The organism is Streptococcus oralis (assembly GCF_015561235.1).
GTDB lineage: Bacteria > Bacillota > Bacilli > Lactobacillales > Streptococcaceae > Streptococcus > Streptococcus oralis_BK.
Genome location: NZ_JADMTC010000005.1, coordinates 21889 through 48478, shown reverse-complemented (window position 1 = coordinate 48478; position 26590 = coordinate 21889). Strand labels below are relative to the sequence as shown.

General features: G+C 42.3%; 21 protein-coding genes and 1 pseudogene. 19 read left to right on the top strand and 3 right to left on the bottom strand.

Annotated features, from left to right (window positions below):
• The 10 genes and pseudogenes from padA to dnaJ all read left to right on the top strand — a co-directional run.
• A pseudogene (gene padA / locus I2H52_RS09390) lies at positions 1–3090 on the top strand (LPXTG-anchored isopeptide-forming adhesin PadA); the annotation flags it as partial.
• Between the two features lie 75 nt (positions 3091–3165).
• Positions 3166–5499 (top strand): G5 domain-containing protein, encoded by a 2334-nt coding sequence (locus I2H52_RS09385; RefSeq protein WP_081102835.1) that lies wholly within the window; start codon positions 3166–3168, stop codon positions 5497–5499.
• Positions 5500–5868: 369 nt separating this feature from the next.
• On the top strand, positions 5869–9456 hold the full coding sequence (locus I2H52_RS09380) for an LPXTG-anchored SHIRT domain periscope protein (RefSeq protein WP_195595094.1): 3588 nt from the start codon (positions 5869–5871) through the stop codon (positions 9454–9456).
• 158 nt (positions 9457–9614) lie between these two features.
• On the top strand, positions 9615–9935 hold the full coding sequence (locus I2H52_RS09375) for a PadR family transcriptional regulator (protein ID WP_045618097.1): 321 nt from the start codon (positions 9615–9617) through the stop codon (positions 9933–9935).
• Positions 9935–10510: a DUF2812 domain-containing protein gene (locus tag I2H52_RS09370; RefSeq protein ID WP_045618098.1), complete on the top strand. Its 576-nt coding sequence runs from the start codon at positions 9935–9937 to the stop codon at positions 10508–10510. Before I2H52_RS09375 ends, I2H52_RS09370 begins: the two co-directional genes overlap by 1 nt.
• A gap of 34 nt (positions 10511–10544) precedes the next feature.
• Positions 10545–11057: a DUF2812 domain-containing protein gene (locus I2H52_RS09365; RefSeq protein WP_045618099.1), complete on the top strand. Its 513-nt coding sequence runs from the start codon at positions 10545–10547 to the stop codon at positions 11055–11057.
• Positions 11058–11217: 160 nt separating this feature from the next.
• The gene (gene hrcA, locus I2H52_RS09360; protein WP_045618101.1) at positions 11218–12252 is read left to right on the top strand and encodes a heat-inducible transcriptional repressor HrcA; all 1035 of its coding nucleotides are present in this window, start codon (positions 11218–11220) and stop codon (positions 12250–12252) included.
• A gap of 26 nt (positions 12253–12278) precedes the next feature.
• Positions 12279–12794: a nucleotide exchange factor GrpE gene (grpE, locus tag I2H52_RS09355; protein ID WP_045618103.1), complete on the top strand. Its 516-nt coding sequence runs from the start codon at positions 12279–12281 to the stop codon at positions 12792–12794.
• A 247-nt stretch (positions 12795–13041) separates the two neighbouring features.
• The gene (dnaK, locus tag I2H52_RS09350; RefSeq protein ID WP_000034654.1) at positions 13042–14865 is read left to right on the top strand and encodes a molecular chaperone DnaK; all 1824 of its coding nucleotides are present in this window, start codon (positions 13042–13044) and stop codon (positions 14863–14865) included.
• Positions 14866–15361: 496 nt separating this feature from the next.
• The gene (gene dnaJ, locus I2H52_RS09345) at positions 15362–16498 is read left to right on the top strand and encodes a molecular chaperone DnaJ (protein WP_195595093.1); all 1137 of its coding nucleotides are present in this window, start codon (positions 15362–15364) and stop codon (positions 16496–16498) included.
• Positions 16499–16575: 77 nt separating this feature from the next.
• On the opposite strand, the gene I2H52_RS09340 is transcribed toward dnaJ, so the two are convergent.
• From I2H52_RS09340 to I2H52_RS09330, 3 genes are all read right to left on the bottom strand, one after another.
• Positions 16576–17235, bottom strand: coding sequence for a hypothetical protein (locus I2H52_RS09340; protein WP_195595092.1), 660 nt, complete (start codon positions 17233–17235; stop codon positions 16576–16578).
• A 63-nt stretch (positions 17236–17298) separates the two neighbouring features.
• Complete coding sequence (locus tag I2H52_RS09335; protein ID WP_195595091.1) at positions 17299–17577, bottom strand: hypothetical protein; 279 nt, start codon at positions 17575–17577, stop codon at positions 17299–17301.
• A gap of 9 nt (positions 17578–17586) precedes the next feature.
• Entirely contained in the window at positions 17587–17997 is a 411-nt protein-coding gene (locus tag I2H52_RS09330) for an HIT family protein (protein ID WP_001278312.1), read from the bottom strand.
• A 67-nt stretch (positions 17998–18064) separates the two neighbouring features.
• Between I2H52_RS09330 and I2H52_RS09325 the strand changes: the two genes are divergently transcribed.
• The 9 genes from I2H52_RS09325 (at position 18065) to infB (ending at position 26511) form a co-directional block, all read left to right on the top strand.
• The gene (locus tag I2H52_RS09325; protein ID WP_000889936.1) at positions 18065–18796 is read left to right on the top strand and encodes an ABC transporter ATP-binding protein; all 732 of its coding nucleotides are present in this window, start codon (positions 18065–18067) and stop codon (positions 18794–18796) included.
• Positions 18793–19842: an ABC transporter permease gene (locus I2H52_RS09320; RefSeq protein ID WP_195595090.1), complete on the top strand. Its 1050-nt coding sequence runs from the start codon at positions 18793–18795 to the stop codon at positions 19840–19842. The genes I2H52_RS09325 and I2H52_RS09320 overlap by 4 nt, the downstream gene beginning before the upstream one ends.
• Positions 19843–19889: 47 nt before the next feature.
• The gene (gene ccrZ, locus I2H52_RS09315; protein WP_195595089.1) at positions 19890–20684 is read left to right on the top strand and encodes a cell cycle regulator CcrZ; all 795 of its coding nucleotides are present in this window, start codon (positions 19890–19892) and stop codon (positions 20682–20684) included.
• On the top strand, positions 20681–21316 hold the full coding sequence (trmB, locus tag I2H52_RS09310; protein WP_001266088.1) for a tRNA (guanosine(46)-N7)-methyltransferase TrmB: 636 nt from the start codon (positions 20681–20683) through the stop codon (positions 21314–21316). The genes ccrZ and trmB overlap by 4 nt, the downstream gene beginning before the upstream one ends.
• A gap of 126 nt (positions 21317–21442) precedes the next feature.
• Positions 21443–21922: a ribosome maturation factor RimP gene (gene rimP / locus I2H52_RS09305; protein WP_000338695.1), complete on the top strand. Its 480-nt coding sequence runs from the start codon at positions 21443–21445 to the stop codon at positions 21920–21922.
• A 42-nt stretch (positions 21923–21964) separates the two neighbouring features.
• Positions 21965–23101, top strand: a complete 1137-nt coding sequence (nusA, locus tag I2H52_RS09300; protein WP_195595088.1) for a transcription termination factor NusA — start codon at positions 21965–21967, stop codon at positions 23099–23101.
• 21 nt (positions 23102–23122) lie between these two features.
• Positions 23123–23416 carry an RNase P modulator RnpM gene (gene rnpM, locus I2H52_RS09295; RefSeq protein WP_000857560.1) on the top strand — a complete coding sequence of 98 codons (294 nt, stop codon included), beginning with the start codon at positions 23123–23125 and terminating at the stop codon, positions 23414–23416.
• A complete protein-coding gene (locus I2H52_RS09290; RefSeq protein WP_001041399.1) occupies positions 23409–23708 on the top strand; it encodes a YlxQ-related RNA-binding protein in 300 nt (99 codons plus the stop codon). The genes rnpM and I2H52_RS09290 overlap by 8 nt, the downstream gene beginning before the upstream one ends.
• A 16-nt stretch (positions 23709–23724) precedes the next feature.
• Complete coding sequence (gene infB, locus I2H52_RS09285; RefSeq protein WP_195595086.1) at positions 23725–26511, top strand: translation initiation factor IF-2; 2787 nt, start codon at positions 23725–23727, stop codon at positions 26509–26511.
• The last annotated feature ends 79 nt before the right edge of the window (positions 26512–26590 follow it).

The window sequence follows — 26590 nt, the reverse complement described above, 5'->3', positions numbered from 1 at the left end:
GTTCCAGTAACGCCACCAACACCAGACGAGCCAGAAATCAAGAAAGATGTGAATGGCAAAGAATCTGAAACTCTTGACAAACGCGACCAAGTCTTCACTTACAACGTGAAAACAACAGTAGCGCAAGATGCGACAGCCTTCAGCGTAACCGATAAGATCGAAGATGTTCTTGAGTTCGCAGGCAAATCAAGTGCTAAATTGAATGGTCAAGCTCTTGATGCTAGCCAAATCAAGGTAGAAGGACAAACCATTACCTTGACGCTTACAGAAGACCAAGTGAAAGCCAATGGCGGTCAAGCAGTTGAATTAACCTTCGACGCGAAGATTAAATCCGGCGCGAACTTGTCTGCATATGTGAAGGAAGACGGCCGTACACAGATTCCGAATAAGGCTTCTTATGACGCAAGCTTCCCACACAAACCAGGTGTGCACAAGGACTCTAACGAAGTTCCAGTAACGCCTCCAACACCAGAAGAGCCAGAAATCAAGAAAGATGTGAATGGCAAAGAATCTGAAACTCTTGAGAAACGCGATCAAGTCTTCACCTACAACGTGAAAACAACAGTAGCGCAAGATGCGACAGCCTTCGCAGTCACAGATACACTAGTAGACGTTCTTGAGTTCGCAGGAACATCAAGTGCTAAATTGAATGGTCAAGCGCTTGACGCTAGCCAAATCAAGGTAGAAGGACAAACCATTACCTTGACCCTTACAGAAGAACAAGTGAAAGCCAATGGCGGTCAAGCAGTTGAGTTAACATTCGACGCTAAGATTAAATCCGGCGCTAACTTATCTGCTTATGAGAAGGAAGATGGAAGCACACAGATTCCAAACAAGGCGGCTTACAAGGTGGATCTTCCAAACAAACCAGGCTTCACCAAGGATTCTAACGTAGTTCCAGTAACTCCACCGACTCCAGAAGAGCCAGAAATCAAGAAAGATGTCAACGCGAAAGCTGAAGAAACACTCGCTGATCGTGATCAAGTCTTCACCTACAACGTGAAAACAAGTGTTCCAACAGATGCGACAGCCTTCAGTGTAAGTGATACACTTGAATCTGTTCTTGATTATGCAGGTTCAGCAAACGCGAGCTTGAATGGTCAAGCGCTTGACGCTAGCCAAATCAAGATAGAAGGACAAACCATTACCTTGACGCTTACAGAAGAGCAAGTCAAAGCAAGCGGAGGTCAATCGGTTGAATTGAGTTTCACTGCGAAGATCAAAGCGGGAGCTGATTTAAGTCCATATCTAACAGATCGTGGATTCACTGTTCCAAATACAGCTTCTTATGATGCGAAGTTCCCACACAAACCAGGGCTACACAAAGATTCGAATAAAGTTCCGGTAATTGTTCCAAAAGAACCAGAACCAGAAATTTCTAAGAAGATTAACCGTACCTTGGACCACTTGGATGTGGAATACGACGCACCATACATGTATAATGTCAATACCACTTTGCCAAAAGATATTGATAAGTACAAAGAGTTCACAGTCACAGATACACTCGAACCGGTCTTGGCAATCGCTGATACACCAGTAGCTTATGTAGATGGACGTGATGCAAATGGTGCCCTTGAAACAAGTGTTGAAGGAAATACAGTCACTGTGAAAGTGAAAGATTTCGCTCGATTGAAAGGTTTCAAAGAAATCCAATTGTATATTCCAGCTAAGCTCAAAGCTAATAGTGATTTGAGTGCTTACACGAACCGATTGGTACCAAACAAGGCAAATGTAAACTTCAAGGATGCGAATGGTCAATCTGGTAACAAGGAAACGAAACCAGTAACGGTGAAACCGCGTGACCCAGAAAAACCAACAGATCCAACACCAGGTGAACCAGCTAAGTCTGTTGGACCAGAAGATGGATCTAAACCTGGTGGAGAATACCGCTTGCCAAACGCTTTTGATACCTTCCGATTCGATATCACTACACCGGTTCCAACAGATCCAGTAGATGCAAACGGAAATGCTAAGAAGGATCAATACGGTCGTCTTATCAAGACAGACTTGACTAGCTTCACAATCACGGATGAAATCAATTCAGTCTTGAAAGTCAACAAAGACCGTATCGCTCTTAAAGTTGAAAACGCTCAGTTTGACAAGATCAAAGCAACTCTTCAAGCCCAACTTGAACAGGCAGAGAAAGAACTCAAAGCTTTGACAGGTAAGTCAACAGAAGAGACTTCAACAGAGACTGGTAAGAAGGAAGAACTCAAGGCGGCGGAAGCTAAAGTAGCTGAATTGAAAGCGAAGTTGGAAGCGGCTAAAGCATCACAACCAGCTCAACCAGCAGAAGCGACAACACCAGCTACATCTGATTCTTCTGAAACAGAAGATAAGAAACCTGCAACTAGTGAGCCAAGTCAAGATCTTGCAAGCTTGGAAGCAGAGTTGAAAGCAGCTGAAGAAAACTTGGCTAAGCTTCAAGCGCCAGCTCAGAAAGAAGCAGAATTGGCACCAGCTGATAAGAAACAACAACAAGAGAAACTTGAAAATGAAATCAAGAAACTAAAAGAAGCTCAAACCAAGCTTCAAGCAGCTATTGATAAATTGTCTAAAGTTTCAAATGACCGCGGTGAATTAGTAGGTAAAGATTTAGAAGCAATTGCTACTGTTACTTACGATGAAACTAGCAATCTTGTGACTTTTGAAATCAGCGACAAAGATGTTCTTGAAGCCTTGAAGGGAAGTACCGTACGTCTTGTACTTTACACTAACTTCAAAGAAGGAACAGATTTTGCACAATTCGCTAAGGGTGTTCCTAATACAGCTAAAGTAAGCTTTAACCACAATCCAAAACCTACCAACAAGGTTGTAGTGTTCCCGCCGACACCACAAACACCAGAAAAACCACAAACACCACCGACACCACCGACACCACCGACACCACCGACACCACCGACACCACCGACACCACCGACACCAGAAGAACCACAAACTCCGCCGCCAGGTGGAACCGTTCCTCCTGCAGAACCTAAGAAAACATTGCCAAATACAGGTTCTGAAGCTTCTTCAATCTTTGGAGTACTTGCAGCCCTTACTCTAGGACTTGCTGGACTTCTAGTTTGGAAGCGTAAAGCTAAACGTTAGTATCATATAGTAAGAGGAGAGTAGAAAATTTTACTCTTCTCCTTACTGTATATTGAAAGTGATAAGGAAAAAATAATGAGTAGAAAAAAATTATTAAAGTTAGGGATTTCAATACTTGCTTTAAATGCACTTGGAGTAGCCACTTATCATGTAGCTCCCGACTTGTATCAAATTCCAACGGTGCATGCGGAAGAGACACCAGCGGAAGATGAAGAAATTCCAGATGGACAAGAGCGAAGTATTGCAAATACATTCAAAAGAATGCTTGATAGTATAGAATCTTCAATTAAGGATTTTACAGATAGTCCAGATGAGGATAATAAAGAACTCCTAGAGGGTGATGTAGAAGAAGCAAAGAATTTTTTTGAGACTGCAAAGAATGCAATGAAGAGTCCAGAAGGTCAAAAAAGTTTTGCGGCGCTTGAAGCTCGCTACAATACCTTGAAAGCGAAAGCAGAGGCCCTCTTGTCTGGCAAACCAGCCCAACCAGCAGAGCCAAAAGTTGAGCATCAAGAAATCACAACTACTGAAGAGATTCCTTACCCATCTCGGACAGAAAACAATGCAGCCCTTCCAGAAGGAACACGAAATGTTAAGCAGGCAGGTGTTAATGGTGAGAAGACAATTACTTGGGATATCACTCTGACCAATGGTAAAGAAACAGCTCGCACGAAGAAGAGCGAGAAGGTTACCAAAGAACCAGTAGAAGAAATCATCGAAGTTGGAACTAAGAAAACAGGTGTTGAAACCAAAGAAACAGTGACTGTGGAGGAAAAAGTTGCTTTCAAAGAAGAAACGAAAGTAGACCCAGCACTGGATAAAGGTCAAACGCGTGTTGAAGAAGGTGAAGAAGGTATCGATGAAGTCACTTATGAAGTGACAAAAGTGGATGGCGTTGAAACATCTCGTAAAGAAGTTTCACGCAAGACTAAGAAAGCTGCAAAAAACAAGATTACCTATACAGGTGCCAAAGCAGTTGTAACCACTAAGGAAGAAACGAAGACAGAAGAAGTTGCCTTTCAGACTCGTGAGGTTGAAAATGCACTCTTAGCTGAAGATGTTCGCCGAGTGAAAACAGCTGGTAAAAATGGTGTTCGCACTATCGTTTACACAGTTACCTACACAGACGGAGTAGAAACAGGTCGTGTTGAGAAATCCAGCACAATCACAACTCCAGCAGTAGATGAGATTGTTGAAGTTGGAACTAAGAAAGTAGTAGCTCCAGTAGTAACGACTAAGGAAGAGACGAAAACAGAAGAATTAGACTTCCAAACTAAGGAAATTACAAATCCTGAACTTCCAGAAGGGACTCGTCAAGTAAAAACAGCTGGTAAGAAAGGTGTTCGCACTATTGTTTACACAGTTACCTACACAGACGGAGTAGAAACAGGTCGTGTTGAGAAATCCAACACAATCACAACTCCAGCAGTAGATGAGATCGTTGAAGTAGGAACTAAGAAAGTAGTAGCTCCAGTAGTAACGACTAAGGAAGAAACGAAGACAGAAGAAGTTGCTTTCCAAACTAAGGAAGTCACAAATCCAGATCTTCCAGAAGGAACTCGTCAAGTGAAAGTTGCTGGTAAGAAAGGTGTTCGCACCATTGTTTATACAGTCACTTACACAGACGGCGTTGAAACAGGTCGTGTTGAGAAATCAAACGCAATCACTACAGCACCAGTTGATGAGATTGTTGAAGTAGGAACTAAGAAAGTAGTAGCTCCAGTTGTAACGACTAAGGAAGAAACGAAAACAGAAGAAGTTGCTTTTCAAACTAAGGAAGTCACAAATCCTGAACTTCCAGAAGGAACTCGTCAAGTGAAAGCTGCTGGTAAGAAAGGTGTTCGCACCATTGTTTATACAGTGACTTACACAGACGGAGTAGAAACAGGTCGTGTTGAGAAATCCAATACAATCACAACTCCAGCAGTAGATGAGATTGTTGAAGTTGGGACTAAGAAAGTAGTAGCTCCAGTTGTAACGACTAAGGAAGAAACAAAGACAGAAGAAGTTGCCTTCCAAACTAAGGAAATTACAAATCCTGAACTTCCAGAAGGAACTCGTCAAGTGAAAGTTGCTGGTAAGAAAGGTGTTCGCACCGTTGTTTACACAGTTACCTACACAGATGGAGTAGAAACAGGTCGTGTTGAGAAATCCAATACAATCACAACTCCAGCAGTAGATGAGATCGTTGAAGTAGGAACTAAGAAAGTAGCATCTACAACAACCAACGGTGATAAGAAGGATTCTGAAACAACAGGAAACCAAGCCGAAAGCACTAAGAAAGAAGAAACTGCAAGTCAAGATAAGAAAGCTCTACCAAACACTGGTTCAGCAGTATCTAGTCTTCTTTCAGTCATCGGTCTTGCTTTTGCAAGTCTAGCTGCTTTTGTCCTTCGTAAGAAAGATTAAGCCATCTTAATGTTCAAAAGTTTTTTGTGAGATAGCTATAAAAAGAACCCAGAATTTATTCTTGGGTTCTTTTTTATAAAATATAAAATAAACTGATACGTTTTAAATTAAAAGAGAGAGACTCTTATTTTATTTTAGAATTATAAATAAAAATTAATTTATTTGTATAGTTTATAGAGGGTTTTCTGGTATAAACACTACATGATGAAGATAGATTCAATGAATCAAAACAGAATTTACCTCTTGTCAAATTTGTGAAAATAAAATATTTTTTATACTTGCTTTTAATTGCCCTTTTTTTGTGTTATAATGAGGCGAATATTTCTTTTGAGATGATTAAATAATCATTTTTAGTTTTGGAGGTACATTATGAAATGGAAATATCGCATGAGAATGCCTTTTTCTACTATTTTCAGTAGAAAAAAACAGGCTTTTCTCGGACTAGTCGTTTTACTTTTTTCTATTTTTCTTCTTCCGCTTCAATCTTATGCGGCTTTAGAAGAAATAAAAAACGGAACGGATATCTCAACCTTGGATATTCGTAAGTTTAATTTGAACATCAACAATGTTAGTGTTTTATCTAAATCACAGGCTGTTGATCAGTTTCATTTATCGAATCCCCACTATGAATATCTCAGTGGTGGTGCCTATTCAGGCGAGATGGAGAACTTTACTCTTAAAGTAGATAAAAGTAAAAAACAAGATCAAGTTTTCGAAAATCCTCTTTCTCTAAAATTCACAAATATTGGGACAGTCAATGGTAAGCAAGTAGATGCTTATCTAAATTTCAATAAAGTAACCCTACACTATCTTAATACTGCTCAGGCAGAATCTGAGATGAATAGTGCTCAAAAATCTACTGTTGAATTTTTCTCAATTTCTGAATTATGGGAAAGTAGTGCTTTTGAAATTGGGAATGTTCCCTATGTAGATGCAGCTCATGACTACATTATGAATAAGGCTTTTTGGCTTGATGCGGATGTAACAGCAGAGTTGCGTTATGCAGATGGTTCCGAGACAGATTTGAAGTTGGTTATGAAGCCAACAGACATCGATGCAATGGATGCCAACAACTTGAAGGAAACCTTCTATGTTAAAGATTATCAAAATGATGTTAATCTTCGTTTGATGAATAATGCCAATGTCTTAAGACAGGAAGATCAAGGAGATCGAACTGCTTGGGTAGCAACTCAGATTACAAGCGGTAGCTATTCTGAGAACAATATCTCTGGTTTTGCCCTTCGATCAAATAGTAATAGTATGAATTTTGGTTACTCATCAACAGAGGTTGCTTCGGCCGTCTTTGGTCTTTATATTGAAAAAATTGATCCGAGCCCTGTTCTAGCAGTGGATCCTACAGAGATTCCAGCTAAGGAAGGACAAGATGTAACCTATAAAGCTACGTTTAAAGTTCCGGTTCCAGGTAAGGACATTTTAGCAACGCCTTCATCTATCGAAATGGTTCAGAAATTTGATGAGCGCCTTGATTATCAAGGACTTAAAGTGGAATCAGGTGGAGTGACTTTACAGGAAGGGCGTGATTATACTATTGAAAAGAATGGTCAAACTGTTACTGTTAAAATGACACCTGAATACATAAAAGCAAATTCTTCTGCTGAAATTATTGTAACTTATAATACTACTACAAACAAAAAAGTAGAAGAAAAAGGTCCTGAAAAGATTGACAATACTGTAACATTGCATGTTGATAATTTATCAGCTTCTTCTAATCAGGTAAGCACTGCCCTTCTTTATGAAAAACATCATGAGTTTGTGAGTGGGACCCCAGGAAAAGACCTTCCACAAGAAGTGAAAGACCTGCTTCCAGCAACAGAAAAGAATTTATCTAATGGAAGCCAAGTAACCCCGACTCAACCAAGTAAAACCGAGGTTAAGACAGCAGAAGGCACATGGAGCTTCAAGTCATATGACAAGACTTCAGAAACCATCAATGGAGCAGACGTTAAGTTTGTAGGAACATGGGAATTCACCCCAGCACCAACTTACAAGGCGACACACGAGTTTGTGAGTGGAACTCCAGGCAAAGAGCTTCCACAAGAAGTAAAAGATCTGCTTCCAGTAGCTCAAACAGACTTGAAAGATGGCAGCCAAGCGACTCCAACGCAACCAAGTAAAACGGAAGTGAAGACAACTGAAGGCACATGGAGCTTTAAGTCTTACGACAAAGCATCAGAAACCATCAATGGAGCGGATGCCCACTTTATCGGTACTTGGGAATTCACTCCAGCCCCAACCTATAAGGCGACACACGAGTTTGTCAGTGGAACTCCAGGTAAAGAACTTCCACAAGAAGTAAAATCCTTGCTTCCAGCAGACCAAACAGACTTGAAAGACGGTAGTCAAGCGACTCCAACTCAACCAAGTAAAACAGAAGTGAAGACAGCAGAAGGCACATGGAGCTTCAAGTCCTATGACAAGGCATCAGAAACCATCAATGGAGCGGATGCCCACTTCGTCGGTACTTGGGAATTTACCCCAGCACCAACTTACAAGGCAACACATGAATTTGTCAGCGGAACCCCAGGAAAAGAACTTCCACAAGAAGTGAAAGCCTTGCTTCCAGCAGACCAAACAGACTTGAAAGATGGTAGTCAAGCGACTCCAACTCAGCCAAGTAAAACAGAAGTGAAGACAGCAGAAGGTACTTGGAGCTTCAAGTCCTACGACAAGACTTCAGAGACTGTCAACGGTTCAGATGTTAAGTTTGTAGGAACATGGGAATTTACAGCGAGCCCAGCACCAACAGTGACTCATAAAGCAGTTCACGAGTTTGTCAGCGGAACTCCAGGAAAAGAACTTCCACGAGAAGTAAAAACTCTGCTTCCAGCAGACCAAACAGACTTGAAAGATGGTAGTCAAGCGACTCCAACTCAGCCAAGTCAAACTGAGGTTAAGACAGCAGAAGGTACTTGGAGCTTCAAGTCCTACGACAAGACTTCAGAGACTGTCAACGGTTCAGATGTTAAGTTTGTAGGAACATGGGAATTTACAGCGAGCCCAGCACCAACAGTGACTCATAAAGCAGTTCACGAGTTTGTCAGCGGAACTCCAGGAAAAGAACTTCCACAAGAAGTAAAAACTCTGCTTCCAGCAGACCAAACAAATCTGAAAGATGGCAACCAAGTAACTCCAACTCAGCCAAGTAAAACAGAAGTGAAGACAGCAGAAGGCACTTGGAGCTTCAAGTCATACGACAAGACTTCAGAGACTGTCAACGGTTCAGATGTTAAGTTTGTAGGAACATGGGAATTTACAGCGAGCCCAGCACCAACAGTGACTCATAAAGCAGTTCACGAGTTTGTCAGCGGAACTCCAGGAAAAGAACTTCCACAAGAAGTAAAAACTCTGCTTCCAGCAGACCAAACAGACTTGAAAGATGGCAATCAAGTAACTCCAACGCAACCAAGTCAAACTGAGGTTAAGACAGCAGAAGGCACTTGGAGCTTCAAGTCATACGACAAGACTTCAGAGACTGTCAACGGTTCAGATGTTAAGTTTGTAGGAACATGGGAATTTACCCCAGCTCCAACTTACAAGGCAACACATGAATTTGTAAGCGGAACGCCAGGAAAAGAACTTCCGCAAGAAGTGAAAGCTTTGCTTCCAGCAGATCAAACAGACTTGAAAGACGGTAGTCAAGCGACTCCGACTCAACCAAGTCAAACAGAAGTGAAGACGGCAGAAGGCACATGGAACTTCAAGTCCTATGACAAGGCATCAGAAACCATCAATAGAGCAGATGCCCACTTCATCGGTACTTGGAAATTCACCCCGGCAACAAATAAAGATTCTGGAAATAATAACCAACCAGAAGAAGGAAGTAGTCAAACTAAGGCCTTGTTACCAAACACAGGCTCAGCAGTATCTGGTCTTCTTTCAATCATCGGTCTTGCCTTTGCAAGCCTAGCAGCTTTTGTCCTTCGCAAGAAAGACTAAGACGCTCTTAGTGAATAAGAAATTGACATCTTAATTTCTTAGCCTAAGAAGAGAGAACGAGAAATCGTTCTCTCTTTTTTCTTGTGTTTTATATCGAGCTGTGATATATTTTATATAACGAAGTGCGATATATCGAACTGAATAGGAGGTTGTTTTAAATGGAATTACCAGATAAGATTAGACGAGTTTATCTCCCAATGACGGAAACAGGTTTTTATATCTTGTTCTGTCTACAAAAGGAGAACCATGGTTACAGTATTACTCAAAAGGTCAAGGAGATGACAGATTCGCAAGTTTTGCTTAGTCCTGGAACTATGTATGGTACCTTGTCAAAGATGGAAAAGGATGGCTTAATTTCCTTTGTCCGGGAAGAGGAAAAACGGAAAATCTATCAGATAACAGATTTGGGACGAAAGGTTTTGGAGATTGAATTGAGACGTATTGAGCGGCTCTACAGAAACAGTCGGGAGGAAGGTTGATGGAAAAGAAAAGTGTTTATCGACTTGTTACCATTGCGGATTATGATAGAGAGGCTTTATACCTTAGGAAAATGCATGTGGAGGGTTGGAAGCTTAGTAAAGTGAGCTATTCTTACTTATTAGTTGCAGTTAAGTACACTTTTGAAAAGTGTCAACCGGAGCAAGTCTCTTATCAGTTGGACTTTTATCCTATGAAAAAGTCAGAGAGAGCTTCCTATTTACAACTGTTTAAAGATTGTGGTTGGGAGCATATTACAGATTTTAATGGTTTTTCCTACTTTAGGAAGGTTCTTTCTAACATTGAGTCGGATGCAGAGTTTGAAATTTATAATGACGCGACCGGGAAGTTAGCTATAATCAATCGGATTTTAATAATGCGAGTGTTCCCTATTTTTCTTCTATTTTCAGCTCTGCTATTGGTTTTCTCAAAGTTACTCACTGGAAAAGGTTATTTCAGTTGGGAAATGTTTTTGATTGTCTTAATAGATTGTGTTTTATTGATAATTAATGCGATTCAGATTTCTTATATTCTTTGGAGATTGTTTCAAAAGTGGAAAGAATTATCTGATAAATAAAACAATGCCTGTTTTCGAATTTGGTGGTAAGACAATGAATAGCAAAGTAAAATTTCGAATGTTTACCATTTTAGACTTTGACAAGGAAGAAGAATATTTACATGAGATGCATCTGAAAGGTTGGAGGTATAGAACTAGTCGTTTTGGTTTTTTCTATTTTGACCAATGTCAACCGGACGATGTCATCTACCGTATCTATGATTCTAGATTTCTTAAAAAGTATAAGCATGAACTACAAGATTTTAGAAATAGCGGTTGGGAATTGATAGAAACAGGTTTTTGTTCAATTCTTCGTAAACCAACTTCTGATATACTTTCAGAGGAGAAAGTCTATATGAGTAAGGATCTCAGATGGGAAGTTATGCGGTCTAGACTTCGTTCCTGTATAGCCACTTTTTCAGGTGGTCTTGTTGTTTGCATGAGTTTGTATCGAGAAAACTTGTCTCAGTCTTTCTTTATTATTTTCGTTTTATACGCTTGTTTAATTTCTTATCCAATCTATGGTTTTTTCAGGCTTAAAAGGAAATACCAAGTAGATGAGAAGTAAGATTCTAGGTCTTCAGACTGATTTTTAGCACTCTTGGCAAAAGAGTGCTAATTTTTTGAGTTTTTGTCTTGACATTCTCTTCTAAGGGTGTATAATAGAATCATGAGTTAGCACTTGGGTGCATAGAGTGCTAATCGATCGGACAGAGAGGAGTGATGAGATGGTTACAGAGCGTCAGCAGGATATTTTAAATCTGATTATTGACATCTTTACCAAAACGCACGAACCTGTCGGATCCAAGGCGCTACAAGAGTCTATCAATTCTAGTAGTGCTACCATTCGTAATGACATGGCGGCTCTAGAGAAGCAGGGGTTGCTTGAGAAGGCTCATACCTCAAGCGGTCGGATGCCAAGTGTCGCGGGATTTCAGTACTATGTGAAACACTCGCTTGCTTTTGACAGACTGGCTGAAAATGAGGTTTATGAGATTGTCAAAGCCTTTGATCAGGAGTTCTTTAAACTGGAGGATATTCTGCAAGAGGCTGCTAATCTACTGACAGACTTAAGTGGCTGTACGGTAGTAGCACTGGATGTTGAGCCCAGTAGGCAACGGTTGACAGCCTTTGATATCGTTGTTTTGGGGCAACATACAGCCTTGGCAGTATTTACCCTAGACGAGTCTCGAACGGTTACTAGTCAATTTCTGATTCCAAGGAACTTCTTGCAGGAAGATTTGCTGAAACTGAAGAGCATCATTCAGGAACGTTTCCTCGGTCACACCGTTCTAGATATTCACTACAAGATTCGGACGGAGATTCCGCAGATTATCCAACGTTACTTTACAACGACGGACAATGTCATGGATCTCTTTGAACATATCTTTAGGGAAATGTTCAACGAAAACATTGTGGTGTCGGGCAAGGTCAATCTCTTGAATTTTGCCAATCTAGCAGCCTATCAGTTCTTTGACCAACCGCAAAAGGTGGCTCTAGAGATTCGTGAGGGTCTGCATGAAGATCAGATGCAAAATGTTCGTGTTGCGGACAGTCAGGAATCCTGTCTAGCTAACCTAGCAGTGATTAGCAGTAAATTCCTCATTCCTTATCGAGGTTTTGGAATTCTAGCGATTATTGGTCCGGTCAATCTGGATTACCAGCAATTGGTCAATCAAGTCAATGTTGTCAATCGTGTTTTGACGATGAAGTTGACAGATTTCTACCGCTATCTCAGTAGCAATCATTATGAAGTACATTAAGATTGAAATCATTAAAGGAGGCGAAAATGACCCAAGATATAAAAAATGAAGAAATAAAAGAAGAGGAAGTTGTTGAAACGACAGAAGAAGCAACTTCTGAAAAGTCAGAGTTGGACTTGGCAAATGAGCGTGCGGACGAGTTCGAAAACAAATATCTACGTGCACACGCTGAAATGCAAAATATCCAGCGCCGTGCCAATGAAGAACGTCAAAACTTGCAACGTTACCGTAGCCAGGACCTAGCAAAAGTAATCTTACCATCACTCGACAACTTAGAACGTGCACTAGCAGTTGAAGGTTTGACAGATGATGTGAAAAAAGGATTGGAGATGGTGCAAGAGAGCTTGATTCACGCTTTGAAAGAAGAAGGAATCGAAGAAATCGTAGCTGACGGCGAATTTGACCATAACTATCACATGGCCATCCAAACTCTCCCAGCAGACGATGAACACCCAGCAGATACCATCGCTCAAGTCTTCCAAAAAGGCTACAAACTTCATGACCGCATCCTAAGACCAGCAATGGTAGTTGTTTACAGCTAAGCTAGAAAGCTTAAAAACTTGTCCGAAACGACAATAAACTATGAAGAAAGATAAGAAATTGTTCAGCTTTGCAATAGTGAGCGAAGCGAACAAAAGACGATACTCTTCGCCGTGGCGCTATTTGCGCAAACTTTGAGACCTTAGGCTCAAAGTTTGGTCAAAGAGATTGACGAGTCAAGCTCTGACGGCGCTGCCACCTAAGAAGAGTATCAAAAAGAAAGAATATAAAATTTAAGGAGAAAAACACATGTCTAAAATTATCGGTATTGACTTAGGTACAACAAATTCAGCAGTTGCAGTTCTTGAAGGAACTGAAAGCAAAATCATCGCAAACCCAGAAGGAAACCGTACAACTCCATCTGTAGTATCATTCAAAAACGGTGAAATCATTGTTGGTGATGCTGCAAAACGTCAAGCAGTCACAAACCCAGATACAGTTATCTCTATCAAATCTAAGATGGGAACTTCTGAAAAAGTTTCTGCAAATGGTAAAGAGTACACTCCACAAGAAATCTCAGCTATGATCCTTCAATACTTGAAAGGTTACGCTGAAGATTACCTTGGTGAAAAAGTAACCAAAGCTGTTATCACAGTTCCTGCTTACTTCAACGATGCACAACGTCAAGCTACAAAAGACGCTGGTAAAATCGCTGGTCTTGAAGTAGAACGTATTGTCAACGAACCAACTGCAGCAGCTCTTGCTTATGGTTTGGACAAGACTGACAAAGAAGAAAAAATCTTGGTATTTGACCTTGGTGGTGGTACATTCGACGTATCTATCCTTGAATTGGGAGACGGTGTCTTCGACGTATTGGCGACTGCAGGGGATAACAAACTCGGTGGTGACGACTTTGACCAAAAGATCATCGATCACATGATTGCAGAATTCAAGAAAGAAAATGGTATTGACTTATCAACAGACAAGATGGCTCTTCAACGTTTGAAAGATGCAGCTGAAAAAGCGAAGAAAGATCTTTCAGGTGTAACTTCAACTCAAATCAGCTTGCCATTTATCACTGCTGGTGAATCTGGACCTCTTCACTTGGAAATGACTTTGACTCGTGCCAAATTTGACGATTTGACTCGTGACCTTGTAGAACGTACAAAAACTCCAGTTCGTCAAGCCCTTTCAGATGCGGGCTTGAGCTTGTCAGAAATCGATGAAGTTATCCTTGTTGGTGGATCAACTCGTATCCCAGCCGTTGTAGAAGCTGTTAAAGCTGAAACTGGTAAAGAACCAAACAAATCAGTAAACCCTGACGAAGTAGTTGCTATGGGGGCGGCTATCCAAGGTGGTGTCATCACTGGTGATGTCAAAGACGTTGTCCTTCTTGACGTAACACCATTGTCACTTGGTATTGAAACAATGGGTGGTGTCTTCACAAAACTCATCGACCGCAACACAACAATTCCAACATCTAAATCACAAGTCTTCTCAACTGCAGCAGACAACCAACCAGCCGTTGATATCCACGTTCTTCAAGGTGAACGCCCAATGGCCGCAGATAACAAGACTCTTGGACGTTTCCAATTGACAGACATCCCAGCTGCACCTCGTGGTATCCCACAAATCGAAGTAACATTTGACATCGATAAGAACGGTATCGTATCTGTTAAGGCCAAAGACCTTGGAACCCAAAAAGAACAAACAATTGTCATCCAATCTAACTCAGGTTTGACTGACGAAGAAATCGACCGCATGATGAAAGATGCAGAAGCTAACGCTGAAGCAGATAAGAAACGTAAAGAAGAAGTTGACCTTCGTAACGAAGTAGACCAAGCGATCTTTGCGACTGAAAAGACCATCAAGGAAACTGAAGGTAAAGGCTTCGATGCAGAACGTGATGCTGCTCAAGCTGCCCTCGATGAGCTTAAGAAAGCCCAAGAAGACAACAACTTGGACGATATGAAAGCTAAACTCGAAGCACTCAACGAAAAAGCGCAAGCTTTGGCAGTGAAACTCTACGAACAAGCTGCAGCAGCTCAACAAGCTCAAGCAGGAGCAGAAGGCGCACAAGCAACAGGAAACGCAGGCGATGACGTCGTAGACGGAGAGTTTACGGAAAAATAAAATAGTCCAGTGGACTATTTTATCCCGAGCTTGAAAATCAGGAGAGCGAGGTAGTTAAGAATGACTAATCACTAAAGTGATTGTCATTCTACGGCAATCGCTATGGCGACTTGCCTAAACGCCTTACTAGTTCTAAAACAAAGTATAAACGACTTTGTTTTAGAACGTCGTAATGATAGGAAGAAATCCAGAGGTTGCAACCCAGCCTCTGTTTTTCGATAAAAAGGGACTAAACCTGATTTATTTGGGTTTTGTCTCGTCAATATAAAAGAAAGGAAATGAACCCGACCTAAATCGAGGTTTGATTCACAATATCAATAGAAAGGAATAAGGGTGTTCGCAACTGAACACGGGTTCCATAATTTCTTACTTAATCTGAAAGAAAGGAAATGAACCCGACCTAAATTCTCGGAAAAAAGATAAATCTGCCTTGGAGCATCGCTCAAGCGTCAGATTTCCTATTTTTCAGTCGAATTTTACGGTCTTGGTATCTTGTATGAACAATACTGAATTTTATGATCGTCTGGGGGTGTCAAAAAACGCTTCGGCAGACGAAATCAAAAAGGCTTATCGTAAGCTTTCCAAAAAATACCACCCAGATATCAACAAGGAGCCTGGTGCTGAGGAAAAATATAAGGAAGTTCAAGAAGCCTATGAGACTTTGAGTGACGACCAAAAACGTGCAGCCTACGACCAATATGGTGCTGCAGGTGCCAACGGTGGCTTTGGTGGTGCCGGTGGTTTTGGTGGCTTTGACGGAGCAGGTGGCTTCGGTGGTTTTGAGGATATTTTCTCAAGTTTCTTCGGTGGAGGCGGAGCTTCGCGCAATCCAAATGCTCCTCGTCAAGGGGATGACCTCCAGTATCGTGTGAACTTGACCTTTGAAGAAGCTATCTTCGGAACAGAAAAGGAAGTTAAATACAATCGTGAAGCTAGCTGTCGTACATGTAATGGCTCTGGTGCTAAGCCAGGAACAAGTCCAGTCACTTGTGGACGCTGTCATGGCGCTGGTGTTATTAATGTCGATACACAGACTCCACTTGGTATGATGCGTCGCCAAGTAACCTGTGATGTCTGTCATGGTCGCGGAAAAGAAATCAAAGATCCATGTACAACTTGTCACGGAACAGGCCATGAAAAACAAGCTCATAGCGTACATGTGAAGATCCCTGCTGGTGTGGAAACAGGCCAACAAATCCGCCTAGCGGGTCAAGGTGAAGCAGGCTTTAACGGTGGACCTTATGGTGACTTGTATGTGGTGGTTTCAGTAGAAGCTAGTGATAAGTTTGAACGTGAAGGAACCACTATCTTCTACAATCTGAACCTCAACTTTGTCCAAGCAGCCATTGGTGATACTGTGGAAATTCCAACCGTGCATGGTGATGTTGAATTGGTCATCCCAGAAGGAACTCAGACTGGCAAGAAATTCCGCCTACGTGGTAAGGGAGCACCGAGCCTTCGTGGCGGTGCCGTTGGTGACCAATACGTGACTGTCAATGTCGTGACTCCGACAGGTTTGAACGACCGCCAAAAAGCAGCACTTAAAGAGTTCGCTGCTGCAGGTGACTTAAAAGTCAATCCAAAGAAAAAAGGCTTCTTTGACCATATAAAAGATGCCTTTGAAGGAGAATAAAGTAAAAAGAGCCGATTGGCTCTTTTTTTGTTATCATTAAAAATTTAGTGTCGAAAAATCATTTTCCAGTTAGTCTACTATTTGTACTTTTGAGTGAGCAAGCCAGCCTCATCCATCTCTTGGATGAGTTGTTTGAGTTCTGCTTCTTTACCAGCTTTCACGGTGACGGTATCAATGTGGTTGATCGTCGAATTATCCTGAATATCTACTAAGGTCAAGGCTTTTTCATAGAATGCGATTCCCTTTTTGAGACTTTTCAGATCCTTCCAAGCTAGAATTGTGTAGGTAGAGTTTGATTTCTTTCCTTTTTCTTGGAAATACTTCTCGCCCTCCTCCCCTAAAAATTGTATTAAACCACGATTGAATAAGTTGTCTCCTACTTTATAGTAGGAAATATCTCTTGTCTGGAGGACATAGACTTTCAGTCGGTTTTTGGTGAGTTTTGGACTTTCTTTTAGGACGGGGTGGCTATTGACAACTTCTTCTGAAAAAGTAACATAAAAATTTAAGCCCCCTCCCTCGTATTGATAGTGCCCATCTGATTCGACCTTCTCAGGAGGGAGATCAAGGGAGATAAAGATTTGTTTTAAGGTTTCATTCCCATTTCGGATGTCACTCGGTGAGGCCTTGAAAAGATTCATCACTAGTAGAAATGCTAGGGCTGCTAGCAGGCAGAGACAGCCGCAAATAATCGCGATGACCTTCGCTAGAACTTTTAAAAACTGTTTCACTTTCATTCCCTCCCTTTTCTGTTCGAATCTAGTAACCCAAAAAGGATTTAAGGAAACTTGGAGGCTCTCTTATTCTTGTTTTTCTTCTTGGAGGACCGCCATTCTAGTTTGAAAATCCTTTTCCAAGACTTTGAATTTATAGGTTAAATCTTTTTGGTATTCCTTGATAAGGGATTTTTGTTGGTCGATGATTTGTAGGCTGTTTTGGATGATATCCAAATCATCTTTGATAGCTTCGACGCGGTCAGTTGTATCTAGCACTTCATCCTGAATGGCTTGGCAATTTTTCACGACAAAATAACTTCCAGCTGCAGCTCCTGCAAATAGCAATAGATTGGATAGTTTCATGGCAACTCCTTAAGCATTTTTAATGGTTTCAGCGACTTGGGCGAGTTTGTCAAAGTCTGGTTCGTGGGCGATAAAGTCAATCTTAAGGTCATCTTCTGCACTGTAGCGAGGTACGAGGTGCACGTGTGTATGAAAGACCGTTTGACCCGCGACTTCCTCGCAGTTGGCGATGATATTCATACCAGCAGCTTTGGTAGCTTTCATAACTTTTTGAGCTACTAGTGGCACTTGGGCAAAGAGTTGGCTGGCACTTGCTGCATCCATCTCCAAAAGATTGCGATAATGTTCTTTTGGTACGACTAACGTGTGTCCAGGCGTTACTTGAGAGATATCAAGAAAGGCAAGAACTTGCTCATCCTCGTATACTTTTGAAGCAGGAATCTCCCCTGCGATGATCTTACAAAAAATGCAATCTGACATAAAATCCACCTCTACTGTATTGAATTTTGATATAATATAGCTACATTATACCAGATTCGGAGAAAATATGTTAGAAATTAAAAACCTGACAGGAGGCTATGTTCACGTCCCTGTCTTGAAAGATGTGTCCTTTACAGTTGAAAGTGGGCAGTTGGTTGGTTTGATTGGTCTTAACGGTGCTGGAAAATCAACGACTATCAATGAGATTATCGGTCTTTTGACGCCTTATAGTGGGGAAATTAAGATTAATGGTTTGACCCTGCGAGAGGATGCGACCAACTACCGCAAACAGATTGGCTACATCCCAGAAACGCCTAGCTTGTATGAGGAATTGACCCTCAGAGAGCATATCGAGACGGTTGCCATGGCCTATGGTATTGAGCAAAAAGTCGCTTTTGAGCGAGTAGAACCTTTGCTAAAGATGTTTCGTCTGGATCAAAAATTAGACTGGTTTCCTGTTCATTTCTCCAAAGGGATGAAGCAGAAGGTCATGATTATCTGTGCTTTTGTCGTAGATCCGAGTCTTTTCATCGTTGATGAGCCTTTCCTTGGGCTCGATCCGCTGGCCATTTCTGACTTGATTCAGCTTTTGGAAGTAGAAAAGCAAAAAGGCAAGTCCATCCTCATGAGTACCCATGTGCTGGATTCGGCGGAAAAGATGTGTGACGCCTTTGTTATCCTCCACAAGGGAGAGGTGCGGGCTCAGGGGAACCTCCAGCAACTCCGCGAGGCTTTTGATATGCCCGAGGCTAGCTTGAACGACATTTACTTGGCTCTAACTAAAGAGGGGGACCTATGAAAGACTTGTTTTTAAGGAGAAAGCAGGCTTTTCGTAAGGAGTGTGTCGGTTATCTGCGTTATGTTCTCAATGACCACTTTGTCTTATTCCTGCTGGTTCTCATCGGTTTTTTAGCCTACCAGTACAGTCAACTCTTGCAAGATTTTCCTGAAAATCATTGGCCCATCCTCTTGTTTTTGGGAATTGTATCTACCTTGCTTTTGGCTTGGGGAGGGATTGCCACTTATATGGAGGCACCTGACAAGCTCTTTCTCTTAGTCAGTGAAGAAGAGGTTAAGTCCCATCTCAAAGAGCAGACGGTACGCTCACTGGTCTTTTGGCTCTTTGTCCAAACCCTTTTCTTGCTTTTATTTGCGCCCTTATTTTTAGCCATGGGCTATGGCTTGCCAGTCTTTCTTGCCTATGTGCTTTTATTAGGAGCTGGGAAATACCTAGTCTTTCGTCAAAAAGCCAGCAAATTTTTCACTGAAACTGGACTGGACTGGGACTATGTGATTGCCCAAGAAAGCAAGCGCAAGCAAGTCTTGCTTCGTTTCTTTGCTCTCTTTACTCAGGTCAAGGGCGTTTCAAATAGTGTCAAGCGTCGGGCCTATCTGGACTTTATCCTAAAGGCTGTTCAAAAGGTACCTGGCAAGATCTGGCAAAACCTCTACCTTCGTTCTTACCTGCGAAATGGAGATCTCTTTGCTCTCAGTTTGCGCCTCTTGCTCCTATCCTTGCTAGCTCTAGTCTTTATCGAGCAAGCTTGGATAGCGACAGCAGTGGTGGTTCTATTTAACTACCTCTTGCTCTTCCAATTGCTAGCCCTCTATCACGCCTTTGACTACCAATACTTGACCCAGCTCTTTCCATTAGAAAAAGGGGAGAAAGAGAAGGGATTGAAACAGATTGTAGTCGGTGTGGGAATTGCAGTTCTTTTGTTAGAATTGCTGGTCGGAGCAGTGGTTTTTCAAGAAAAAATAGCCTTGTTGGCTCTTGTAGGAGCAAGTCTTGTCCTACAATTGTTTTATTTACCTTACCAAGTGAAAAGATTGGTTGACGAATAGACCAAAAACTAGTAGAATAGTAAGGAAACTTTATACGGAGGAAAGAAATGGACTTGGGTGATAATGAGCTAACGCTGACTCCTATACCTGGGAAGAGTGGCAAGGCTTATATGGGAAGCTACCCTGATGGGAAGCGCGTCTTTGTAAAAATGAACACCTCTCCAATCCTACCTGGCCTAGCCAGAGAACAAATCGCTCCTCAATTACTATGGACTCGTCGTTTAGCGGATGGTCGTGATATGTGTGCCCAGGAATGGCTGACTGGCAAAATCTTGACCCCCTACGATATGAATCGCAAACAAATCATTACAATCTTGAACCGTCTCCACCGCTCGCGTCCCTTGATGAAGCAGTTGAGTCGTTTGGGATATACCATGGAAAAACCAGTTGATTTGTTGCGTTCTTGGCAGCAAGGAGTTCCAGAAATCTTGAAGCAGAACCACTATTTGAACAGTGTGATTGCTGAACTAGGTAAGACGGTTCCAGGCTTTAGGGAAGATCATGCAACGATTGTGCATGGAGACCTTCGCCATAGTAATTGGATTGAGACAGAGAGTGGACTCGTTTATCTAGTGGATTGGGATTCGGTTCGTCTGACGGATCGTATGTTTGATGTAGCGCATTTGCTATGCCACTACATTCCAGATCATCAGTGGCGTCAATGGTTGAGAGACTACGGCTATAAGTACAATCAGACAGTGTTAGATAAATTGTATTGGTATGGTCAGTATTCTTACTTGAACCAGATTGCCAAATACTGTGAAAATCAAGATTTAGACAATGTAAACCGGGAGATTTATGCCTTGCGTGTCTTCCGTGACAAGTATGGAAAGAAGAGATGAGAGTTAGAAATCGTAAAGGGGCGACAGAGTTGCTAGAGGCCAATCCCCAGTATGTGGTCCTCAACCCCTTGGAAGCCAAGGGGAAATGGCGAGACTTGTTTGGAAATGATCATCCTATTCATGTTGAAGTTGGGAGTGGGAAAGGAGCCTTCGTATCAGGAATGGCCAAACAAAACCCTGACATCAATTACATCGGGATTGACATCCAAAAGTCGGTATTAAGTTATGCCTTGGACAAGGTATTAGAAGTTGGAGTTCCTAATATCAAGTTGCTGTGGGTAGATGGTTCAGATTTGACTGACTACTTTGAAGACGGTGAGATTGATCGTCTCTACCTAAACTTTTCAGATCCCTGGCCTAAAAAACGCCATGAAAAACGTCGTTTGACTTACAAGAGTTTCCTGGATACCTTCAAGCGCATCTTGCCTGAGAATGGGGAAATCCATTTCAAGACAGACAATCGTGGCTTATTTGAGTACAGTCTAGTGAGCTTTTCTCAGTATGGGATGAAGCTCAATGGCGTCTGGCTAGACTTGCATGCCAGTGATTTTGAAGGCAATGTCATGACAGAATATGAGCAAAAATTCTCCAGCAAAGGTCAAGTGATCTACCGAGTTGAAGCAGAATTTTAAGAAATAGCTTGAAAACCAGCCGTTTGAGTGCTAATGCTTTACATAAATTGACAAACGTGCTATACTGATAGTAAGAATATGAGAAAGAGAGGCGGGGAAATATCTTCGCCTCTTGCTTATGAGGAGGTGGACGCAATCGCAACAATCGTAGAATTAGTCAGAGAAGTTGTAGAACCTGTCATTCAAGCACCTTTCGAACTCGTGGATATCGAGTATGGAAAGATTGGCAGTGATATGATTCTCAGTATTTTTGTAGATAAACCTGAAGGAATTACCTTGAACGACACGGCAGACTTGACAGAAATCATCAGTCCTGTCCTAGACACCATCAAGCCTGATCCCTTCCCAGAACAATATTTCCTAGAAATCACCAGTCCAGGCTTGGAACGTCCTTTGAAAACCAAGGATGCTGTCGCTGGAGCAGTTGGGAAATACATCCATGTCGGGCTCTACCAAGCCATTGATAAGCAAAAAGTCTTTGAAGGAACCTTGGTATCCTTTGAAGAGGACGAGTTGACCATGGAATATATGGACAAGACACGTAAGAAAACTGTCCAAATTCCATACAGTTTAGTATCAAAAGCACGTTTAGCAGTTAAACTATAGAAAAGAAAGGATAGCTTTTGAGGATTCAAAAGTAAAAAGAACATGAGTAAAGAAATGCTAGAGGCCTTCCGCATTTTGGAAGAAGACAAGGGAATCAAAAAAGAAGACATCATCGACGCAGTAGTAGAGTCGCTTCGTTCCGCTTATCGCAGACGCTATGGTCAATCTGACAGCGTAGCTATCGACTTCAATGAAAAGACAGGTGACTTTACTGTCTATACTGTCCGTGAAGTTGTTGATGAAGTATTTGATAGCCGTTTGGAGATCAGCTTGAAAGATGCCCTTGCCATTAATTCTGCCTATGAACTTGGTGATAAAATCAAGTTTGAAGAAGCACCAGCTGAGTTTGGTCGTGTAGCAGCCCAATCTGCTAAACAAACCATCATGGAAAAAATGCGCAAGCAAACACGTGCCATAACCTACAATACTTATAAGGAACATGAACAAGAAATCATGTCTGGTACGGTAGAACGTTTTGACAACCGCTTTATCTATGTCAATCTTGGCAGCATCGAAGCCCAATTGTCCAAACAAGACCAAATCCCTGGAGAAGTTTTTGCTTCCCACGACCGTATCGAAGTCTACGTTTACAAGGTTGAAGACAACCCTCGTGGAGTCAATGTCTTTGTTAGCCGTAGCCATCCTGAAATGATCAAACGCTTGATGGAGCAAGAAATTCCAGAAGTCTATGATGGAACTGTTGAAATCATGAGCGTGGCTCGTGAAGCTGGTGATCGTACTAAAGTTGGCGTTCGTAGCCACAATCCAAACGTGGACGCTATCGGGACAATCGTTGGGCGTGGTGGTGCCAACATCAAGAAAATCACCAGCAAATTCCACCCAGCTCGTTACGATGCCAAGAGCGACCGCATGATTCCTGTAGAAGAAAACATCGACGTTATCGAGTGGGTAGCGGATCCAGCTGAGTTTATCTACAATGCCATCGCACCTGCAGAGGTTGACCAAGTTATCTTTGATGAAAATGACAGCAAACGTGCCTTGGTCGTTGTACCTGATAACAAGCTTTCTCTTGCTATCGGTCGTCGTGGACAAAACGTTCGCTTGGCGGCTCACTTGACGGGTTACCGTATCGATATCAAGTCTGCAAGTGAGTTTGAAGTTATGGAAGAAGCAGGTCAAGTGGATTACGCAGCTGCGGACGAATTGATCGAAGAATAAAAGCTGCTAGAGGAGGGGAAGATGAAAACAAGAAAAATCCCTTTGCGCAAGTCTGTTGTATCCAATGAAGTGATTGATAAGCGTGATTTGCTCCGCATTGTCAAGAACAAAGAAGGACAGGTCTTTATCGATCCGACAGGCAAGGCCAATGGCCGTGGCGCTTATATCAAACTAGACAATGCAGAAGCCCTAGAGGCAAAAAAGAAGAAAGTCTTTAACCGCAGCTTTAACATGGAAGTGGAAGAAAGCTTTTATGACGAGTTGATCGCCTATGTGGATCACAAAGTGAAAAGAAGAGAGTTAGGACTTGAATAAGCAAAAGATAAGCAATCTCTTGGGACTTGCTCAACGAGCAGGCCGGATCATATCAGGTGAGGAATTGGTGGTCAAGGCTATCCAAGATCAGAAAGCCAAGCTAGTCTTTCTAGCACAGGATGCTGGTCCCAATCTGACCAAGAAGATTCAAGATAAAAGTGACTATTATCAAGTAGAAGTTATAACCGTGTTTTCAACACTGGAATTAAGCATAGCAGTCGGAAAATCGAGAAAGGTTTTGGCTGTGACAGATGCTGGATTTACAAAGAAAATGAGGTCTCTTATGGAATAGAAGAGGAGGACATGATTTGTCTAAGAAAAGATTGTACGAAATCGCAAAAGAACTTGGAAAAGAAAGTAAAGAAGTTGTAGCGCGTGCAAAAGAGTTGGGCTTGGATGTGAAAAGCCACTCATCGAGCGTGGAAGCTGCTGCTGCTGAACAAATCGCGGCTAGCTTTAAACCTGCACCTGCTCCTAAGGCAGAAGCAAAACCTGTAGCACCAAAAGCAAGTGTAGAAAAGAAAGCAGAAAAGTCTGTTTCGGCTAAACCAGTAGCCGCTAAGGAAGAAAGCAAATCAGCTACACCTGCAGCTCCTAAGGAAGAAAAAGTAGTGGCCGCAAGACCACAGAGTCGAAACTTCAAGGCGGAGCGTGAGGCGCGTGCCAAAGAGCAGGCAGAGCGACGCAAACAAAACAAGGGCAACAACCGTGACCAACAACAAAACGGCAACCGTCAGAAAAATGACGGCCGTAATGGTGGTAAACCTGGTCAAGGGAACCGCGACAACCGCCGATTTAACGACCAAGGGAAAAAACCACAAGGTCAAGGGAATCGTGGCAATGATCGCCGTCAGCAACAAGACTTCCAGCCAAAACAAGCTGGTCCACGTGTTGACTTTAAAGCCCGTGCAGCAGCCCTAAAAGCAGAGCAAAACGCAGAGTACGCACGCTCAAGCGAGGAGCGCTTCAAACAATCGCAAGCTGCTAAAGAAGCCTTGGCTCAAGCTAATAAACGCAAGGAGCCTGAAGAAATCTTTGAAGAAGCTGCTAAGCTAGCTGAACAAACGCAGCCAGCAGTAACAGTAGCTCCTGTAGCGAAAGAAGCGCCAGTGGATACACGTCGTAAAAAACAAGCTCGACCAGACAAAGAACGTGATGATTATGATCACGAAGAAGATGGTCCTAGAAAACAACAAAAGAATCGAAGTAGTCAGAATCAAGTGAGAAATCAAAGAAATAGTAACTGGAATAACAACAAGAAAAATAAAAAAGGGAACAAGCAAAACAACCGTAACCAGACTCCAAAACCTGTTACAGAGCGTAAGTTCCACGAATTGCCAACAGAATTTGAGTATACAGATGGTATGACTGTTGCGGAAATCGCAAAACGTATCAAACGTGAACCAGCTGAAATCGTTAAGAAACTCTTTATGATGGGTGTTATGGCTACACAAAACCAATCTTTGGATGGAGAAACCATTGAACTCCTATTGGTGGATTATGGTATCGAAGCCAAACAAAAGGTTGAAGTGGACAATGCCGACATCGAACGTTTCTTTGTCGAAGATGGTTATCTCAATGAAGATGAATTGGTTGAGCGTCCACCAGTTGTCACCATCATGGGACACGTTGACCACGGTAAGACAACACTCCTAGATACCCTTCGTAACTCTCGTGTTGCGACAGGTGAAGCTGGAGGTATCACTCAGCATATCGGTGCCTACCAAATCGTAGAAAATGGCAAGAAGATTACCTTCCTTGATACGCCAGGACACGCAGCCTTTACATCTATGCGTGCGCGTGGTGCTTCTGTTACCGATATTACCATCTTGGTTGTAGCGGCCGACGACGGGGTTATGCCTCAAACTATCGAAGCCATCAACCACTCAAAAGCGGCCAACGTTCCAATCATCGTAGCCATCAACAAGATTGATAAACCAGGTGCCAACCCAGAACGTGTTATCGGTGAATTGGCTGAACACGGTATTATGTCAACTGCTTGGGGTGGAGATTCTGAGTTTGTCGAAATCTCAGCTAAGTTCAACCAAAATATCGATGAACTCTTGGAAACGGTCCTTCTTGTGGCTGAAATTCAAGAACTCAAGGCAGACCCAACAGTGCGTGCTATCGGTACGGTTATCGAAGCTCGCTTGGATAAAGGAAAAGGTGCGGTCGCAACCCTTCTTGTGCAACAAGGTACTTTGAATGTCCAAGACCCAATCGTTGTCGGAAATACCTTCGGTCGTGTCCGTGCCATGACCAATGACCTTGGTCGTCGTGTTAAGGTTGCAGGTCCATCAACACCAGTATCTATCACAGGTTTGAACGAAGCGCCAATGGCGGGTGACCACTTTGCTGTTTACGAAGATGAAAAATCTGCGCGTGCAGCAGGTGAAGAACGTGCAAAACGTGCCCTTATGAAACAACGTCAAGTTACCCAACGTGTCAGCCTTGAAAACCTCTTTGATACGCTTAAAGCTGGAGAACTTAAATCAGTTAACGTTATCATCAAGGCAGACGTACAAGGTTCGGTTGAAGCTCTTTCTGCCTCACTTCAAAAGATCGACGTGGAAGGTGTTAAAGTGACCATCGTCCACTCAGCGGTCGGTGCTATCAACGAATCAGACGTGACACTTGCGGAAGCTTCAAATGCCTTTATCGTTGGTTTCAACGTACGTCCTACACCGCAAGCTCGTCAACAAGCAGAAGAAGATGATGTAGAAATCCGTCTCCACAGCATTATCTACAAGGTTATCGAAGAGATGGAAGAAGCCATGAAAGGGATGCTTGATCCAGAATTTGAAGAAAAAGTTATCGGTGAGGCAGTTATCCGTGAAACCTTCAAGGTATCTAAAGTCGGAACTATCGGTGGATTCATGGTTACGAGTGGTAAAGTTACCCGTGACTCTAAAGTTCGTGTTATCCGTGACGGTGTCGTTATCTATGACGGTGAACTTGCAAGCTTGAAACACTACAAAGACGACGTGAAAGAAGTTATGAACGGTCGTGAAGGTGGATTGATGATTGAGGGCTACAATGATATCAAGATGGATGATGTGATTGAGGCCTATATCATGGAAGAAATCAAACGATAATAGAGAAACGATAGCTCATTTGACTCGTTGTCAACAGCGCCTTGATGAACTTCAGTTCTATCAAAGGCTTGTTTCCTAG